This window comes from Candidatus Methylomirabilis sp., from assembly GCA_036000645.1.
Classification (GTDB): domain Bacteria; phylum Methylomirabilota; class Methylomirabilia; order Methylomirabilales; family JACPAU01; genus JACPAU01.
The window spans coordinates 1-15,800 of the sequence record DASYVA010000226.1 but is presented as its reverse complement, the minus strand read 5'-3'; the positions used below and the strand labels follow the sequence as shown (position 1 = coordinate 15,800).

Below are 15,800 nucleotides of genomic sequence, written 5' to 3'. Positions count from 1 at the left end.
ATGGCGAAGCTGGGGGTCTCGATCCTGAGCGCCGATTTCGGCCGGCTGGCGGAGGAGATCGCGGCGGTGGAGCCCGAAGCCGACCTCCTCCACCTCGACGTGATGGACGGCCACTTCGTCCCCGCCATCTCCTTCGGGGCCGACGTGGTGCGGGCCATCCGGAAGCGGACCCGCCTCTTCCTCGACGTCCACCTCATGGTCCAGAACCCGGACCGCCATCTCGGCCCCTTCGTGGAGGCGGGGGCCGACGGCCTCACCGTGCACGTGGAAGTCTGCCCCCACCTGCACCGGACCCTCCAGCAGATCCGGGAGGCGGGGGCGAAGGCGGGGGTGGCTCTGAACCCGTCCACCCCCTTCGGCCATGTCGAGCAGGTCCTCGGGGACTGCGGCCTGATCCTGCTCATGTCGGTGAACCCGGGGTTCGGGGGGCAGCGCTTCATCCCCTTCGTGGAGGCCAAGATCGCGGCCGCCCGGGGACGCCTCCAGGCCCTGGGGGCCTCCTGTGAGCTGGAGGTGGACGGCGGGATCAAGCCCGAGAACTGCCAGGCCGTCGCCGCCGCCGGGGCCTCGATTCTGGTCATCGGTTCCGCGGTGTTCACCAGCCCCGACCGGACCGCCACCCTGCGGGAGATCCGGCGGCGGCTTCGGGGGGAGCCGTGATCCCCTACCGGGTCCGTCGGGGGAGGGGAGCGAGGGGGCGGCGGGGGAGAGCCCGGGCGAGGGCGAGGAGGCGGGTTTCCGCCTCTGCCGACAGGCGCACTCCCCCGAACCGGGCGGCGTAGTAGGCGAGCGTCAGCTCCCGCAGCGGGGTGAAGGGTTCCCCGCCTCGGCTCACGACCGACTCGGCGAACTCGGCGGGGGTGAGGCCAGGCGGCTTCGGGAAGCCGGCACGCTTCACGCGCCGGAGGGCGAGAGCGTAAAAAGGGGTCGGGGCAGCGGCAGTTGAGCGAGCCGGGGTGCCCGATCCCCTCCGCCGCCAGGCGAGAAGGCCCGCCGCGCCGACCGCGGCGGCCAGGACCAGGAGGAGGACCGGCCGCGCTGCCCTCGCCGCGGCCCGCAGCCGCTCCCACCCGCGGGCAGCCTCCTCGCCCCAGCCGAAAGACTGGGCGCGCAGGCGCACGGCGAGCCCGAGCTGGTCCGCGTCCGAGAAGCCCACCACGTAGCGGTTCCAGCGGAGCCACAGGAAATCGAGGTAGCCTCCGGCTCCTCCGAGGAGTGGGGGCGGTCGGGCGGCGTCGAAGGCAGCCCGCGGGGAGGGATCGAACGTCCGCCATCCCTCGCCCGGCAGGAACGCCTCCACCCAGGCGTGCGCGTCCGCCTGCCGGACCGCCAGGTACTCCCCGTATTCGTTCCAGGTCCCGTCGAGGAAGCCCACCACCAGCCGCGCCGGGATCCCCAGGCTCCGGAGCAGCACCGCCAGCGCGGTCGCGAATACCTCGCAGTACCCCTCCCGCCGCCCGAAGAGGAAGTCCTCCAGGATCCCCCGGCCGGCCGGCCGGGTGAGGTCCAGGCTGTAGGTGAACTGGGTAGAGAGGTACGCCTCGACCCGGGCGGCTGCCTCCGCGGGAGTCGCCCCCGCGCCGGCGACCTCCCGGGCGAGGGCGGGAATCGCGGGGTCGAGGGATGGGAGGGTGAGGTGGCGTTCGCGCTCGGCTGTCGGGAGGGCCTGCTCCCCGTCGCCGGGGGGGGTCGGATCCGAGAGGACCACGTACTGAATCGGGACGGCGCGCCCCGCGGGCAGGTAGAGGGCGCCCCCCGTGTCCTGGCTCAGGCCCGGAGGGAGGCCGGACAGTGCCACCGGCCAGCCCGCGCCGAACAGGACCCGGGTGTCCAGCGCCTCCCGCGAGATCTCCTGGCGGAGGAGCCGACGCGAGCGGGGGCGCGCGACCGGGGTGAAGCCATTCGGGAGCCTGGCGAGCGGCATTCGCCGGGCGTCGCGTTGGTCCCAGCCCTCCCCGTCAAACGTGTCGAGAGCGAGTCCCCGCCAGTAGATCCGCCCCCCCGGCCGGCCCTCGGGGAAGGCCACTCGGAGGATCACCGTCTCGTCCTGGGTGAGGCGGCCGAATGTCCCGAGCGTGACGCGCTCGGCGAAGCCGGTGGCGCTCGCCCCTCCGCCCGGTCCGAGGGCGAGGCTCCCCCCCAGGCGCGGGAGGAGCACAAAGAACAGGGCGGTGAGGGCGAAGGCAGTGAAGGCAAGCAGGCCGGTCCCCAGGAAGAAGCCGGCCGTCGCCACGTCGCGGCGCGCCCAGAGGCCCGCCGCCGGGGGAGCTGCCCCTTCGAGATGCAGGAGGGCGAGGACCCAGACGCTGAGCAGGCCGGCTGCGGCGAAGGCGGCGAGGAAGGCCGGCCGGGTCGTGAGACCCGCCGCCGCGACCACCGCCATCAGACTCAGGAGGGCGAGCCGCCACCGATCCTGCGGTGTCCGCATCGTCCAGCAGGTGTAGAGGGTGAGGCCGAGGAGGAGGCGGACGGCCACAATGAGGAGGGCCTCGGCCGCGAACAGGAAATCGAGGATTGCCCCGATGGCGAGCAGGCCGGGGATCGCCGCGAGGAGGGGGGTGGGGGGGAGGCCGCGGCTCCGGAGCGGCTCGGCCCACCAGCCAAGGAGGAGGAGCAGCCCTGCCGCGGCGGCCAGGGGGGGTGGGAGCTCCCCCGTGAGCCAGAGGGCGAGCAGGCCGTCGCCGGCGAGCAGGAAGAGGACCAACTTGAGGGCGGAGCCGAAGGTCATCGTCCCTCCGCTCCGGGCCGGCCGGCCCCGAGGGCGAGCCGCAGCGTTCCGCCTCGCTCCCCCGGGACGCGGGTTTCCCCCGCCGCGGGGAGGCCGTCCCCCGCGGGGTCGAGGAGGGCCAGCTCCCGCAGGATCCGGTCCGCATGGCGCTCCCCCGTTCCCCAGGACACCTGGCGCCGGCCGGCCAGGAGCCGGACCGCCGCCCCCCGGGCGCAGGCCTCCACGGCCGCCCCCGCCGCCCGGCTCACGTCTGCCTCCACCGACTCCACGCTGGCGCCGGCAGCCCGCTCCAGGATGATGGTGAGGCGCCCCCCGGTCTCCCCCGCGGTCTCCCGCAGCATCAGGCGGCCCGCCTTGGCCGTGACCGGCCAGTGGATGAGGCGCATGTCCTCTCCCGGCCGGTACGGACGGATGTCGAAGAGCTCGCTGCCGGCTCCCCGCCGCCGGGCCGTCTGCTGGTCCCCCGTCTCCAGCGCCGGCGTTGTCGCCTGGGGAGCCAGGGCCGGGTAGACCAGGATCGGCCGCTGCGGCGCGGCGGGGGCGCTCTTGGCGAAAATCCCGAAGGGGTAGCGAGTGGCCAGGCGGAGCGCCGGGAGCATGTGGAGACCCCGGCGGGGGAAGATGCGCTCCACGGTCGCCGTGGCCGCCTCCCCCGGTCCCAGGCGCAGGAGCTGCGGGCCGCCGGCCTGGCCGGCCAGGCGGAGCTGGAGGGCGTATGAGGGCAGGCGGCGCTTGCCGTTCTGGACCGTGACCCGAACGGGTGCCGGCGTCCCGGCGAAGCAACGGCGGGGCAAGCGGACACTGACCCGGACCTTCCGGAATCCCTGCTCCGAGAGAAGGCCGGAGAGCACGATGAGGCTGAGAAACAGGGCGACCGCGAGGTAGAGGAGGTTGTTCCCCGAATTCAGCGCGGCTACCCCGAGGAGCACCGTGAGGCCGAGGAAACCCCACCCCTCCTGGGTGGGATGGAGGGCGCGGGGGAAGGAGCCGAACCGCATGGCAGCCGGGTTACGGGACCGGGATTCCGTCGAGCAGGGCCGCGAGAGCCGCCTCGGCGCCCCCCGATGCCTCCCCCCGCGCGCTGGGGAGGAGCCGGTGGGCCAGGACCGGGATGGCCAGTCCCTTCACGTCGTCGGGGACGCAGTAGGACCGGCCGGCCAGGAGCGCGGCGGCCTGCGCCGCGCGGAAGTGGGCGCGGGCCGCGCGGGGGCTGGCGCCGAGGGCAAAGGCGTCGCTCCCCCGGGTGGCCTGGGCAACGGCCATCACGTACCCGGTGAGGGCGACGTCCACCTCCACCCGTTCGGCCGCCTCCTGGATGCCGCAGACCTCCGCAGTCGAGAGGATCGGCGGCAGGCTCGGCGGGACCCCTCCGGCCTCCCCCGTCACGATGCGCCGCTCGGCCTCGGGGGCGGGGTAGCCGATGTGGATCCGCATGAGGAACCGGTCCATCTGGGACTCGGGGAGCGGGTGGGTCCCGTGGTACTCGAGCGGGTTCTGGGTCGCGATGACCATGAAGGGTCGCGGGAGGGGGTGGGTCTGGTGGTCCAGCGAGACCTGGGCCTCGTTCATGGCCTCGAGCAGGCAGGACTGGGTCTTGGGACTCGTCCGGTTGATCTCGTCGGCCAGGACGATGTGGGCGAACAGCGGCCCTGGCTTGAACTCGAAGGTTCCGGCCTGGGCGCTCCAGACGTTGACCCCGAGGATGTCGGACGGGAGAAGATCGCTGGTGAACTGGATCCGCTGGAAGGAGCATCCGAGCGAGCGCGCCAGGCCCTGGGCCAGCGTGGTCTTGCCCACCCCCGGGACATCCTCGATGAGCAGGTGCCCCCGGGCGAACAGCGCGATGAGGGCGAGGCGGACCTGCTCCGGCTTCCCCACCAGCACGCCCTCGAGCTGGGCCCGGAGGCGGCCGATGGTCCCGTGCGGAACAGGGGAAGGATTCATCGCGGCTCCATGGTCGGAGGCCTGCATGGCCGGGACGTCATGAGCAAAGGCAGCAATATTCGTACCAGCCGGTGCGGCGATTTTCCTTGAACGGGGGTGGGGGCCGCCATATCATGGGCGCCCCCCGCCGGGAGATGGCATGCGCCACTTGGCTGTCGCATTCGGGATCGGGCTCGCCCTCGGGATCGCCGGGACGGCGCTCCTGCCGCGCTGGCTCGGCCCGCACCTCCCCGACGGGTGGCGGCCGACGCAGACCCTGATCGTGGGAGAGGTCCTCCAGAAGGCGGAGCGGGAGGAGGCGGTGCGCCTGGTGGTGGAGACGGAGTGGGGAGCGCTCCTCGCCAGCTTCACCGACGAGGGTGCCGAGAAGGTCCGTCTCCTGGTGGACGAGGGGGACGAGGTCGCCTTCGTCCTGGGGGCCTATCAACCCTTCGTCGACAACCCCGAAATCGCCCGGGTGCTCAAGGGCGGGGCGCAGGAAAGCCCCCCGGCCCCGAGCGGTCAACCCGGCTAGTCCCACCCGCTCCGGGCGTTGCCTCGCGCGCCTTCGCCCGGACACCCCCGACTTCCCATACTCGTCCCTTCCGTATCGCTTGCCTCAGGGACTCCCTGCTGGACCGCCCCGGCGCCGTCAGCCCTTCGGTTCCCACTCCGGGCGGAAGCGCTCGAGCGGGTAGAACTCGTAGCGCAGGGTGAGGGCGCGGAGCGGCTCGGGCGCGTCGAACTCGACCCGGAAAATGACCGGGAGGCTGAGCTCCTCGCCCGGCGCCAGGGTCTGGTGCAGGAAGCAGAAACACTGCACCACCGTCACGAATGCGGTCGCGTCGCCGGGCAGGATGAGGTGCCGCGCCTTCCCCGTCACGGTCCCCTTCCCGACGTTCTTGACCCGGAACGTGGTCTGGACCGTCTCCCCGGGTTTGACCCGCATCAGGGGCCTGGCGGGGGTGAACGTAAAGGGCAGGCCCTCCATCACCGCGCCCTCGAGGCGCACGACGACGGCCTCCGCGAAGTTCAGGAACACGCCCCAGCGCTCCCCCTCGTTGAGCAGGGAGAAGGACTCCTCGCCGATCACGACCGGGAACTGCCCGGACCGCTCCAGGGCCGCTACCTGCCGGAGGAGCCGAGCCTTCCCCTCCGCCGTCAGGTCGGGCCTCTCGGCTTCGTCGAGGAGCTTCTGGAGAAGGGGCGCGCTCGCATCCGGGAGCGTCAGATGCACCGTGACGGTCGCGCGGTCCCCCTGGACCTCCACCTTTCGCTCCCGGAACCGAATGAGGTCGGCGAGGCGCCGGCTCAGCTCCAGGGGGAAGCCCGCGAAGCCCAGGTTCTCCTCCACATATTCCGCCTCAGACTTCAGGCGCTGGTCGGCCGAGGTCAGGAAACGGTAGGCGGCGGCATAGTCCCGCGCGTAGAGGCCCCGCACGTAGCCGCGGACCGCGTCGACCGGCGAGGCAGCGCCGGTCACGGTGGGAGGGGCTGGAGCCGCTCGCTCCGGGGCCGGGATGGGCCCGGGCGCGCAGGCGGCGAGGAGGAGGGCGAGGCAACCACAGAAGGGCCGGGGTCCCATGGCGCGTTCCTACGGCCGGGCCGGTGCGGCGCCAAGCCGGAGCAGGGCCATGGGATCCACGCGGGCGGGGCCGAGCCGCGCCCCCCAGTGCAGGTGGGGGCCCGTGACCCGCCCCGTGGCCCCGACTCGTCCGAGGAGCTGGCCCTGCCCGAGCAGTTGACCCGGCTCCACGTCGGTGGCGTCCAGGTGAAAATAGATGGTGAAGAGGCCGAGGCCGTGGTCCAGGATGACACTCATGCCGGCGAAATACATTTCGCCGACGTGGGCCACCCGGCCCTGGTGACTCGCCACCACCGGCGTCCCCACGGGCGCAGCGAAGTCCTCCCCCGAGTGCGGGCTCCGGAGGCGCCCGTTCAGGAGGCGGCGGCGGCCGAAGGTCCCCGAGGGCTGGAAGGCGGGGTCGAGGGGGGGCAGGAACGGTCCCGAGAAGTGGGCGGTGTGGTCCGAACCGGCGAACACCGTCTCCAGGAGCTCCTGCTCTGCTTGGATCCGGGGGAGGTCTGCTGGATCCGGGTCCACCATCCGCGGCGGGAGGGTGAGCCGCTGGATCGGGAACGCCCCATCCCGCACCGTGACCGGGACCTCGTGCGTCACGTCGCCCTCCGGGGGACGCCAGTGGAGGGTGACCGAATAGGTTCCGGGCGGCTGTTGCAGGTCGATCCCGGCGAGGGCCCGGTACGCGCCGTCCCCCTCCGGAACAAAGAGGAGGGGCCGCCCGGCGAAGCTCCCCTGGAGGGTTTCGGGGGCCTCCGGGACGCTGACGCGCACGACGAGAATGTCCCCCTGGCGGGCCTCCGCATGGGAGATGGTCGCGGCCAGACCCGCCGCCGCCCCCCGGGGGACGAGGAGCACCGCGAGCGTCAGGAGGGTCAAGGATCGAGATGCCGCCGCTCGGTGCATGGCGGGGTCAGGAAAACATACTCATCCGGCCCTGTCAAGGCAGGCTCTCGGACGGTCCGGCGCCGCCGTTGACACGGACGGCCTCGCTCCGCTATAGTGGCGGCGCGAGGAAAATCCGCTAGTTAGGGAGAAGAGGAACCGGCGATGCGGGATGGTTCACCGGACTGGGTCGCGTCCCTCGAGGCGAAGGTCGGGGCGGGGACCGGCTCCGTCTTCCTCCTGCACGGGAACGTGGCGGACTACGTCCCGCTCGGGGGGGAGTTTGTCCTGCTGCGGACCTTCCTCACCCGGCGGTTCGGGCATCGGGCCCGCGTCATCTGCTACAACCGGTCGGCGGGTCTCTCCTTCCTCGACGGGACGACCGAGGCCCGCTTCCGGGCCCTCGTAGGCTACGGACCGCCCCCTCCGGGCTCCCCCGAGGCCCTCCGAGAGCGGGCCGCCCAGGCGCTGGGGGAGCCCGAGGGGACGCGCCGGCTCCCGACTGCGCCCGCCCAGGTGGTCCCGCTCCTGGACCGCGCGCTCCGGAGCTTCTGTCTCCCGGACGAGGAGCAGGAGCAGGTGCTCCTCATCCTGGAGTTCGCCGAGACGCTGGTGCCGGCGGGCGAGTTGGCCGCGCTGTCGGAGGAGGATCGCGGGACGCTGGTTGCCCTCCTCCGCTGGGCGGAGGAACCACGGCTCGCGGCGGTCGGGACCGCGATTCTCCTCCTGGTGAGTGCCCTGACCGACCTGCACCCACGCCTGCGAGATCCCAGCTCCCGGGTGGAGGCCCTCGAGATCCCCCTGCCGAACCACGGCGAGCGCCTCACCTTCCTCCGGGCGCGGGCAGCCGGAGACGGGCGGGACGGGGGGCTCACCGTGGAGGAGCTGGCCACCGCCTCGGCCGGCCTCTCCCGCGTCCAGCTGGAGGGCCTGCTGAAGGAGGCGGCGGGGCGCGCCCGGCCCCTCGCCCATGAGGAGGTGAAGGCCCGGAAAGGGGAGCTCCTCCGCCAGGAGTTCCAGGGGATGTTGGAGGTCCTGGAGCCCGCGTTCGGCCTGGAGTCCATCGGCGGCCTGGAGCCGGTCAAGGCCTTCTTCCGCGAGGTCATCGCAGCCCTCCGGGAGGGGGAGGTCAAGCTGGTCCCACGCGGGATCACCCTCGTCGGGCCCCCCGGCGTGGGGAAGACGGCCCTCGCGGAGGCGCTCGCGTACGAGTGTGGCTTCAACTTCGTGAAGGTGATCAACGCGCGCGAGCGGTGGGTGGGGCAGTCGGAGCGGAACTACTGGAAGATCCTCCAGGCCCTGCGGTCCATGACCCCCGTGGTGGTGGTGGAGGATGAGGCCGACCAGAGCGAGCATTCCCGGGATGAGGCGTCCGCCGATTCGGGCGTCTCCAACCGGCTCCGGCAGATGCGCTTCGACTTCACGGGCAACCCCCGCATCCAGGGCCAGGTTCTCTGGATCCGGATCAGCAATCGGCCCGACCGGCTCGACGTGGCCGAGCAGCGCTCCGGGCGGGCCTCCGAGCGGATCCCGCTGGTCCTCCCGGACCCGGCCGAGATGGCCAGCATCTTTGCCGTGATGCCGCGCAAGCACGCCTTCCCGGTGGGGCGGGTGGACTTCGCGGCACTGGCGGCCCACTGCGACGCCTCGCATCCCGGCCAGATCACGGGGGCGGACATCGAGGAGATCTCCCTGCGCGCCTACCGGCATGCGCGGGCGCGGGGGGAGCCGGCGATAGAGGAGGCGGACTACCGGTGGGCCATCGAGGATTTCATCCCGGCGCTCAGCGCGGAGAGTCTCCGGGTTCAGGAGGCGATGGCGGTGGCCTGCTGCTCCTCCCGCCGATTTCTTCCCCCCCGGTATCAGCGGGGAGGGCGGTCGTGATCCCCCTCTATCTCAAGGGGGCCGATTTTGCGGAGCCGGCCGATGCGGTCTACTACCTCCTCACCCGGGACGGACTCTTCCTGGTCAAGCGGACCCCCGTCTTCAGTTCCTGCACGCCGGCTCGGGGCCTGCCCTGGCTCGCCCCAGCGCAGGAGGAGGTCCGCTGGCGCGGCCCACGGGTCCCCGCCGCGCTCCTGGCCCGAGCCCTGGGGTTCTTCCGGGAGGTCTACCGGCGCCATCAGGCCGAGGCGGTCGCCCTCCTCCTCTGCCGCTCGGAGGGGCCGGCCTTCGAGCTGGAGGTGCCGGAGCAGGTGGTGGCCGGGGGACATGCCCGCTATCAGATCGGGCCGTGCCCCCCGGGCCTGATCCGGGTCGGCACCCTGCACAGTCATGCGGGGGCCCAGGCCTTCCACTCGGATCTCGACGATTGGGACGAGCGGCACTCGGATGGCCTCCACGTGACCGTGGGGACGCTCGATCGGCGACCCACCTACGCCTGCTCGCTGGTGGTGGACGGCCGCCGGTTTCCCCTCACGCCGTTAGAGGTCTTCGAAGCCCTCCCCGGGGATGGGGGCCTGCCGGCCGATCCCGCGTGGCTGCGCCGCCTGCACGTGGAGGAGGTTCCCCGGGACATCCACGAAGAGGGGCCGCCGGCGGCCATCTGAGGGGGCGGGGATGCTCGAGATCAAGGTGATCGGCTTGGGAGGGATCGGCTGCGCCCTCCTCCCGCCGCTCTCCCGGTACCTGTACTACGCGGGGACCGGCTGCCGCCTGACTCTGGTGGACGGAGACGCCTTCGAGCAGCGGAACCTCCCGCGGCAAGGCTTCCGGGCCGCCGGGAACAAGGCGCGCGTGAAGGCGGAGGAGGTGGCTCAGGAATTCCCCGGCCTCTCCGTTCGGGCCGTCCCGGAGTTTGTGACGGCCGCCAATGCGGCCGATTGGATCCGGAGTGGAGACGTGGTGTTCCTCGGGGTGGACAACCACCGGACCCGGAAGGTGATCAGTGACCACTGCGAGCGGCTGGCCGACCTCCTCCTCATCTCGGGGGGGAACGAGTGGACAGACGGGAACGTGCAGGTCTACTGCCGCGAGGGGGGGCGGGACCTCTCGGCTCCCCTCACCCGGTTCCACCCCGAGATCGCATTCCCCGGTGACGGCTCCCCCGCCGACGCCTCCTGCGACGCGGCGGCCGCTGCGGGGGCCCCGCAACTCCTCTTCACGAACCTGGCCGTGGCGTCGGCCATGCTGAACGCCTTCTACGCCTGGCAGCAGGGGGGGATCCGGTACGGCGAGGTGTACCTCGACATCCTGGCCGGCAGGAGCCAGCCAGTGGAGCGGAGGCGTTCCCGTGAGTGAGGAGCTCCGGCAGGCGAGCGCGACCGGCCCGGCGGGCCGGACGGCGACGACGGTGCGGATCCTCTATGGGATCCACGCGTTGGAGGTGGACGTCGCCGGGCGGACGGTGGCAGAGATCCGGCAGGCCCTCGCCCAGCCCCTGAACATCAGCCCCCGGGCGGTCGCGGTCGTGGGCGGGGAAGTGGTCGCGGAGGGTCACCTGCTGCAGGCGGGACAGCAACTCGAGTTCGTGCGGCTGGCGGGGGAGAAGGGCTGCGCGTGAGGGGCGGCCTCACAGATACTGGCCGTAGCGAATCTTCTCCACCACCTCCTTGATCCGGCGGTAGTCCTCGATGACCCGGAGGATATCGTCGGTCTCCACGGGGCCGGGCTGCTCCCCCGCGCCCTCGCACCGGGCCTTCTCCTCAAGCGCTCGCTGGACGATCTCCGCCAAATCCCCCCCGCTCAGCTTCACGGTCCGCGCCAGGATGGCGTCGTAGTCCACGTTCTGGAACAGGGGTCGCCCGGCGGCCGCCTCGGCGCGCCGCTGGTGAAGGGCCAGGATCTCCCGCTTCTCGTCCCCGTCCGGGAGCGGGACCTCGATGAGCCGGGCGAACCGGCCGGGGCCCACCAGGCTGGGGTCCACCGCATCGGGCCGATTCGTGGAGGCGACCGCCAGCGTCTCCTCCATCCCCGCCAGGGCCTCCAGCCGTTCCAGGACCACCGTGATGACGCGGCGGCTGGCCGCCCGGGCCTCCTCCCCCGGGAACATCCGGTCGAAGGAGAGCGCCTCAATCTCGTCCAGGTAGAGCACGCACCGTCCGTTGCCCCCGAGCGCCTGGAAGACCTCCTGGATCAGGTCGCCCGAGTCCCCGTACCACTTGAAGGCGATATGGCGGATCCGCAGGTGGTAAAAGACCGCCTCCGCCTCGTGGGCCAGCGCCCTGGCGAGAAGCGTCTTTCCGGTGCCGGGGGGCCCGTACAGGAACACGCCCTTGGCTGGCACGGTCCCCCACCGCTTGTGTAGGTCCGGCTGGCGCAGGCCGAAGACAAGGCTCTGGATCTCCCGCTTGGCCGCGGCCAGCCCCCCGATCTCCTGAAGAGTAACCCCCGGCCGCGGGTCCATGTCCACCTTCCCCCGCAGATCGCCGAAGCGCTTCGCGAGGGTAGCCAGGAGATCTTCCAGACGACGGATGGTCACATCGGGGAGTGCGGCGCGGCTCGACTTGGGGGATGGCATGGGGGCTCCTGGGCGTGGCGCCGGAGGGATTGTCCCTCCCTTACCATATCCCCCCGGGTGGGTCAATCGCCCTGGAGGCGCGGGGGAGCAGACGGGGTGGGTGGGAGGAGGAGGGCGAGCTGGTTGAGGATCTCGGCGGCCGTGGCCCGGTCCTTCCCGTAGGATGCCTCGACGGCCTCGATCGTCACCCGGGTGGCCCGGGCAGTGACGCTGCTCATGGTGAGGGTAACCGTCAGGTCCGGAGTGGCTCCCTTCAGCTCTCCCGTCTGCTCGTCCCGCGTCCCCTCGCTGATGGTCAGGTCCATCAGGCGCAGGACCGCGACGCTGGCCTGCCAGACCTCCGGCAGACTGACCACGAAGGTCCGCTCGGCGTTTCCGTTGGAGAGATAGGCCATGCCGCTGAAGGCGGCGCCGAGGGCGGAGCCGACCGCGGAGGCGGCCACACAACCGGTGCCGAGGAGCAAGGGGGCAATCAGGAGGGGGAGCAGACGGGGGGGACAGCGCATGGCCCGCTCGTTCGGGCCGCTACCGCAGTGCCTGGCGCTTCTGCTGGTGGAGTTCCCGCCCGCCCCCTGCGCCGACCCCGACGAGCGGCTCGGTCCCCGGCTCCAGCCCCGAGAGGATCCGGAGCTGCCCCTCGAAGGCCTGCAGCTTCCCCATCTCCCCCTGGAGGGCCTGGATGAGGGCGGCCTGTTGCTGGAGCTGGATCAGGAGGAGGTGGTTCTCCTCTCGGAGGGCGGCCACGCGGTACTGCTGGGCGCGGACCTGGAACTCGCCGAGGAACCCCCAGGCGGCCACGCCCAGGAGCAGGGCTCCCGCCATCCCGAGGCCGGCGAGGCGCAGGCGGGAGAGCCGCAGCTGGCGCGTCCGGCCCTCCGGGGAGAGGGCGAGGATGGTAATGTAGCGCTCTGCGAGACGGCGGACGTGAGGCACCATCACCTGCTTGAGGAACGAGAAACTATGGATGAGGACCATGGGAGCAGCCTCCATCTCGCGTCCCGCGCCCGGCCGGACTCGCGCGTGGTACGCAGCTGGCTCGCGGGAGTTGCAACTTCCGTTCCCGGCTGGGCAACCGGCCGGGGTCGGCTGGACCCTGGGAACTGGCAGGGGTTTAAAGCCCTGCCCCTCTTGACAGAGCGGCCTCGGAAGACCCCGTGTTACCTTTCTCCACCCCGGCGGCGGGGGGCTTCCCAGGCCAATCAGGTCCGTTCACCGGTTGTCGCTCGTCCGGGGGGCCGAGGAGGGAGCGTCCGGGGCCGAGGGCGGGACCTCCGAGAAGGCATTCAGCACCAAGGCAAGGACCAGGGCGAGCAGGACCGGGAGGAGAAGCCCGAACATGCTGTTCCCCTCCCCCGCTCCCTTCTGCCTCGTCTCCGCCATACCACCCTCCAGACCCGGGGATGAGACCCGGCCCGTCCGCGGAGGCGAACGGGGGACGATGCGAGCCGGGAGGGACGAGTGCAAGAAGGGTGCCCGGGTGGGATGACGGCGCTCAGGCCGGCGCTATGGGAGGCGGCGGAAGACGCCGATCACCTTCCCCAGGATTTCGAAGCGGGCTCCCGGGACGAGGGTGATGGGGGCCATGGCGGGGTTCTCGGGGAAAAGCGTGACCGTTTGGCCGGAACGCTGGAAGCGCTTGACGGTTGCCTCCTCCTCCACCAGCGCCACAACGATGTCGCCGTTCTCCGCGCTCTCCTGGCGCCGCACCAGCGCGAGGTCCCCCGAGAGGATGTGCGCGCCGACCATGCTGTCCCCCTGGACGCGAAGGAGGAAGACCTCGCCCCCGTTGGTCCACTCCATCGGGAGGGGAACCGCGCCCTCCAGGTTCTCCACCGCGAGCAGAGGGCGCCCTGCCGCAACCCGTCCCACGATGGGAACCTCTCGAGGCCGGGGGAGGCGGCGGCCGGGGAAAGCGGGATCCGTGATTTGCAGAGAACGGGACTTGGTCGCTTCCCGCTTCAGGTATCCTTTTCGCTCCAGGGCTTTCAGGTGATCGAAGACCGACCGGGGGACAAACCCGAAATGTCGGCCGATCTCCCGGACCGTGGGGGGATAGCCCTGTTCCTCCAGGAACCGTTTGATGAACTCCAGGACCTCGCGCTGTCTTGGCGTCAGTCCCTGTGCCATAGTGCCCTCTCGGAGACGGGAAGCCCGCCGGGAGGAATTTACTATACAAACGTATAGCCTGTCAAGGGGGTTTGCGTCGAGAGCGGGAGGGACTATTCGGGGTGGATCCGGAGGCGGAGGCCGGGGTGAATCACCGTACCCTCGAGGTCGTTCCACTTTTGGAGCTCACCGGTGGACACGTCGTAGACCTGGGCGATCCGCCAGAGGCTGTCCCCTCGCCTGACGACGTACGTGCGGGGGCTGCTCTCCGCGCTCGGGAGGGGGCGGGTGGAGCCGTTCTCCTCGGCGAGCGCCAGGTGCATCAGCGGAACCACGAGGGAGCGCCCAGCCCGGAGGCGATGGCGGCTCGGGAGGCGGTTCAGGTCCATCAGGACCGGGACGGAGGTGTCGTAGCGCCGGGCGATCTGGGAGAGGGTCTCCCCCCGGCGGATGAGGTGACGCTGCCAGGTCACCCGGCGCGTCTTCTTGATCTCGTCGAAGTTCTCGGCAAACTCCGCGGCGGAACCGGCCGGGACCCGCAGCCGATAGTCAGACCTGTGGGGCGGCGTCACCAGGTGGTTCAGCTCCGGGTTCAGGGTCCGGAGGTCCTCCAGCGCGACCCCCGCGGCCTGAGCGACGATGCGGAGGTCGAGCGGCTCTCCGAGCATGAGCGGCTCGGTGGGGGTCACCTCCTCGGCAGGAGGGACGAACCCATACCGGGCGGGATCCTTCGCCAGGATCGTCATGGCCATGAACGCCGGGACGTAGATCTTCGTCTCCCGGGGGAGGCGCAGGCGCCAAAAGTCCGTCGTTTTCTGGCGGCGGATCGCGCCGGCGACCTTGCCCTCGCCGGCGTTGTAGGCGGCGATGGCGAGCGGCCAGGAGCCGAACATTCCGTAGAGGTCGCTGAGATACTCCGCCGCCGCCCGGGTGGCCTTCTCCGGGTCCCGCCGCTCGTCCAACCACCAATCGACGCGCAGGCCGTATTTCCGCCCCGTCCCCGCAATGAACTGCCAGATCCCGGCAGCCCGAGCCCGCGAGTAGGCGCGGACCTTGAAGGCGCTCTCGATGTAGGCCAGGTTCACCAGGTCGCGGGGGAGGCCCTGCTCCTGGAAGATGGCCCGCATCATGGGGAGGTAGCGCCCGGCCCGGTCGAAGGCCTCCTGGATCCGGTCCCGGCGTTCTCCGGTGAAGAGATCGAGGTAGGCCCGGACCTTGTCGTTCAGCTCGATCGGAACACCGAAGGCCTCCTCCTCGGGGGTGCCTTCCGCTGGCTCCGTCTCCGCCTCAGCCTGGTCCAGCACGCTCGCGTCCTCGGGTGTGACCAGCGTCTCCGCGGGGACGGCGTCGCCGGGGAGGGGTTCTTGGCTCTCCTCGCTGCCGGGTGGGACCGTCTCCTCCTCGCCCGGCACGGGGGTGGCGGCCTCGGTGTGCGCGGGAGTGGCAGCCGGCCCACCGTTGGCCAATGGCCCCTCGGTCTCGGCGCTCGCGGGAGGGGGACCCCCCCTCGACGCCTCGCCTCCAGTGGGGCCATCGGGGCCGGGGCGGATGCTCGTGGCGGGCGGTCCGTCGTCGGCGGCCGGCGCCGAGAACGAGAAGGGGAGCAGAAGAACGAGGAGAACGGTCAGGAGGATCTGGCGGAGCCTTTGGATCGGGTCAGACATCCCTCTCCTCGGGCGAGACAGGTGGCCAGCCGCCCGCTGGCTCTCGTGCCGCCAGCACTCTTTGGAGGCATGGGACGACGAAGGACGCCGCCTTATACCCTTCTTCCTCGAGCTTGTCAAGGCGATCGAAGGCAAAAACGCTCTCCGCTTCCACCGCTGCACTGTAGGCCTCCAGCACCCTCGCCCCGGCCGCCCGACAGGCCCGGATCTCGCGCCGCATCATGGCCCATCCGAGAGCATCCACCGCCTTCCACGGCAGGAGCCCCCGCCAGCCCGGCTCCCGGCGGAAGACGACCCCGAGGGGCATACAGAGGAGAACCCGGTACCCCCGATCCAGCGCGACGAGGGCCGGGAGATTGCCCGCGAGCCCCCCGTCATAGTACGGGGTTCCCCCCACGAGCACCGGACAATGCAAGGGAAGGGCCGAACTCGCCAGAAGCGCATCGGTCAGGGGCG

Annotated in this window: 18 protein-coding genes; 6 read left to right on the top strand and 12 right to left on the bottom strand. The window is 71.6% G+C overall.

The window, feature by feature from the left end:
- A complete protein-coding gene (gene rpe / locus VGT06_13145; GenBank protein HEV8664066.1) occupies positions 1-660 on the top strand; it encodes a ribulose-phosphate 3-epimerase in 660 nt (219 codons plus the stop codon).
- A 4-nt stretch (positions 661-664) separates the two neighbouring features.
- On the opposite strand, the gene VGT06_13140 is transcribed toward rpe, so the two are convergent.
- From VGT06_13140 to VGT06_13130, 3 genes are read right to left on the bottom strand one after another with little or no spacing between them, the layout of a single operon-like run.
- Positions 665-2,728: a DUF3488 and transglutaminase-like domain-containing protein gene (locus VGT06_13140; protein HEV8664065.1), complete on the bottom strand. Its 2,064-nt coding sequence runs from the start codon at positions 2,726-2,728 to the stop codon at positions 665-667.
- Complete coding sequence (locus VGT06_13135) at positions 2,725-3,726, bottom strand: DUF58 domain-containing protein (protein HEV8664064.1); 1,002 nt, start codon at positions 3,724-3,726, stop codon at positions 2,725-2,727. Before VGT06_13135 ends, VGT06_13140 begins: the two co-directional genes overlap by 4 nt.
- Before the next feature lie 10 nt (positions 3,727-3,736).
- Complete coding sequence (locus VGT06_13130; GenBank protein ID HEV8664063.1) at positions 3,737-4,672, bottom strand: AAA family ATPase; 936 nt, start codon at positions 4,670-4,672, stop codon at positions 3,737-3,739.
- Positions 4,673-4,811: 139 nt separating this feature from the next.
- Between VGT06_13130 and VGT06_13125 the strand changes: the two genes are divergently transcribed.
- A complete protein-coding gene (locus VGT06_13125) occupies positions 4,812-5,186 on the top strand; it encodes a hypothetical protein (GenBank protein ID HEV8664062.1) in 375 nt (124 codons plus the stop codon).
- 117 nt (positions 5,187-5,303) lie between these two features.
- Here the strand turns inward: VGT06_13125 and VGT06_13120 are convergent, their stop codons facing one another.
- Both VGT06_13120 and VGT06_13115 read right to left on the bottom strand, forming a co-directional pair.
- Entirely contained in the window at positions 5,304-6,236 is a 933-nt protein-coding gene (locus VGT06_13120; GenBank protein ID HEV8664061.1) for a cytochrome c oxidase assembly protein, read from the bottom strand.
- 9 nt (positions 6,237-6,245) lie between these two features.
- Positions 6,246-7,109 (bottom strand): M23 family metallopeptidase, encoded by an 864-nt coding sequence (locus VGT06_13115; protein ID HEV8664060.1) that lies wholly within the window; start codon positions 7,107-7,109, stop codon positions 6,246-6,248.
- A 171-nt stretch (positions 7,110-7,280) separates the two neighbouring features.
- Between VGT06_13115 and VGT06_13110 the strand changes: the two genes are divergently transcribed.
- Genes VGT06_13110 through VGT06_13095 form a run of 4 tightly spaced genes read left to right on the top strand, consistent with a single transcriptional unit; the run spans position 7,281 to position 10,617 of the window.
- Positions 7,281-8,999, top strand: a complete 1,719-nt coding sequence (locus VGT06_13110; GenBank protein HEV8664059.1) for an ATP-binding protein — start codon at positions 7,281-7,283, stop codon at positions 8,997-8,999.
- A complete protein-coding gene (locus VGT06_13105; GenBank protein ID HEV8664058.1) occupies positions 8,996-9,664 on the top strand; it encodes a hypothetical protein in 669 nt (222 codons plus the stop codon). Before VGT06_13110 ends, VGT06_13105 begins: the two co-directional genes overlap by 4 nt.
- Positions 9,665-9,674: 10 nt before the next feature.
- Positions 9,675-10,355 carry a ThiF family adenylyltransferase gene (locus VGT06_13100; GenBank protein HEV8664057.1) on the top strand — a complete coding sequence of 227 codons (681 nt, stop codon included), beginning with the start codon at positions 9,675-9,677 and terminating at the stop codon, positions 10,353-10,355.
- Entirely contained in the window at positions 10,348-10,617 is a 270-nt protein-coding gene (locus VGT06_13095; protein ID HEV8664056.1) for a hypothetical protein, read from the top strand. Before VGT06_13100 ends, VGT06_13095 begins: the two co-directional genes overlap by 8 nt.
- Before the next feature lie 9 nt (positions 10,618-10,626).
- Here VGT06_13095 and VGT06_13090 read toward each other — a convergent pair whose 3' ends face one another.
- From VGT06_13090 to VGT06_13060, 7 genes are all read right to left on the bottom strand, one after another.
- Complete coding sequence (locus VGT06_13090; GenBank protein ID HEV8664055.1) at positions 10,627-11,574, bottom strand: AAA family ATPase; 948 nt, start codon at positions 11,572-11,574, stop codon at positions 10,627-10,629.
- Positions 11,575-11,636: 62 nt separating this feature from the next.
- Positions 11,637-12,080, bottom strand: coding sequence for a DUF3568 family protein (locus tag VGT06_13085; protein HEV8664054.1), 444 nt, complete (start codon positions 12,078-12,080; stop codon positions 11,637-11,639).
- A gap of 19 nt (positions 12,081-12,099) precedes the next feature.
- A complete protein-coding gene (locus VGT06_13080) occupies positions 12,100-12,549 on the bottom strand; it encodes a hypothetical protein (GenBank protein HEV8664053.1) in 450 nt (149 codons plus the stop codon).
- Between the two features lie 234 nt (positions 12,550-12,783).
- The gene (locus tag VGT06_13075) at positions 12,784-12,954 is read right to left on the bottom strand and encodes a hypothetical protein (GenBank protein HEV8664052.1); all 171 of its coding nucleotides are present in this window, start codon (positions 12,952-12,954) and stop codon (positions 12,784-12,786) included.
- A gap of 123 nt (positions 12,955-13,077) precedes the next feature.
- Positions 13,078-13,701, bottom strand: coding sequence for a transcriptional repressor LexA (gene lexA / locus VGT06_13070; GenBank protein ID HEV8664051.1), 624 nt, complete (start codon positions 13,699-13,701; stop codon positions 13,078-13,080).
- A 92-nt stretch (positions 13,702-13,793) separates the two neighbouring features.
- Entirely contained in the window at positions 13,794-15,344 is a 1,551-nt protein-coding gene (locus tag VGT06_13065; protein ID HEV8664050.1) for a transglycosylase SLT domain-containing protein, read from the bottom strand.
- Positions 15,337-15,800 (bottom strand): patatin-like phospholipase family protein (locus VGT06_13060; GenBank protein ID HEV8664049.1); only part of this gene is annotated, 464 nt, incomplete at its 5' end. The genes VGT06_13060 and VGT06_13065, both read right to left, overlap by 8 nt.

What these genes read in the sequence shown, in the direction of transcription:
- VGT06_13125 (HEV8664062.1), top strand. Translation starts at nt 4,812, where the DNA reads ATGCGCCACTTGGCTGTCGCATTCGGGATCGGGCTCGCCCTCGGGATC.
- VGT06_13130 (HEV8664063.1), bottom strand. Translation starts at nt 4,672, where the DNA reads ATGAATCCTTCCCCTGTTCCGCACGGGACCATCGGCCGCCTCCGGGCC.
- VGT06_13110 (HEV8664059.1), top strand. Translation starts at nt 7,281, where the DNA reads ATGCGGGATGGTTCACCGGACTGGGTCGCGTCCCTCGAGGCGAAGGTC.
- VGT06_13090 (HEV8664055.1), bottom strand. Translation starts at nt 11,574, where the DNA reads ATGCCATCCCCCAAGTCGAGCCGCGCCGCACTCCCCGATGTGACCATC.
- VGT06_13080 (HEV8664053.1), bottom strand. Translation starts at nt 12,549, where the DNA reads ATGGTCCTCATCCATAGTTTCTCGTTCCTCAAGCAGGTGATGGTGCCT.
- VGT06_13100 (HEV8664057.1), top strand. Translation starts at nt 9,675, where the DNA reads ATGCTCGAGATCAAGGTGATCGGCTTGGGAGGGATCGGCTGCGCCCTC.
- lexA (HEV8664051.1), bottom strand. Translation starts at nt 13,701, where the DNA reads ATGGCACAGGGACTGACGCCAAGACAGCGCGAGGTCCTGGAGTTCATC.
- rpe (HEV8664066.1), top strand. Translation starts at nt 1, where the DNA reads ATGGCGAAGCTGGGGGTCTCGATCCTGAGCGCCGATTTCGGCCGGCTG.
- VGT06_13065 (HEV8664050.1), bottom strand. Translation starts at nt 15,344, where the DNA reads ATGTCTGACCCGATCCAAAGGCTCCGCCAGATCCTCCTGACCGTTCTC.
- VGT06_13085 (HEV8664054.1), bottom strand. Translation starts at nt 12,080, where the DNA reads ATGCGCTGTCCCCCCCGTCTGCTCCCCCTCCTGATTGCCCCCTTGCTC.
- VGT06_13075 (HEV8664052.1), bottom strand. Translation starts at nt 12,954, where the DNA reads ATGGCGGAGACGAGGCAGAAGGGAGCGGGGGAGGGGAACAGCATGTTC.
- VGT06_13140 (HEV8664065.1), bottom strand. Translation starts at nt 2,728, where the DNA reads ATGACCTTCGGCTCCGCCCTCAAGTTGGTCCTCTTCCTGCTCGCCGGC.
- VGT06_13120 (HEV8664061.1), bottom strand. Translation starts at nt 6,236, where the DNA reads ATGGGACCCCGGCCCTTCTGTGGTTGCCTCGCCCTCCTCCTCGCCGCC.
- VGT06_13135 (HEV8664064.1), bottom strand. Translation starts at nt 3,726, where the DNA reads ATGCGGTTCGGCTCCTTCCCCCGCGCCCTCCATCCCACCCAGGAGGGG.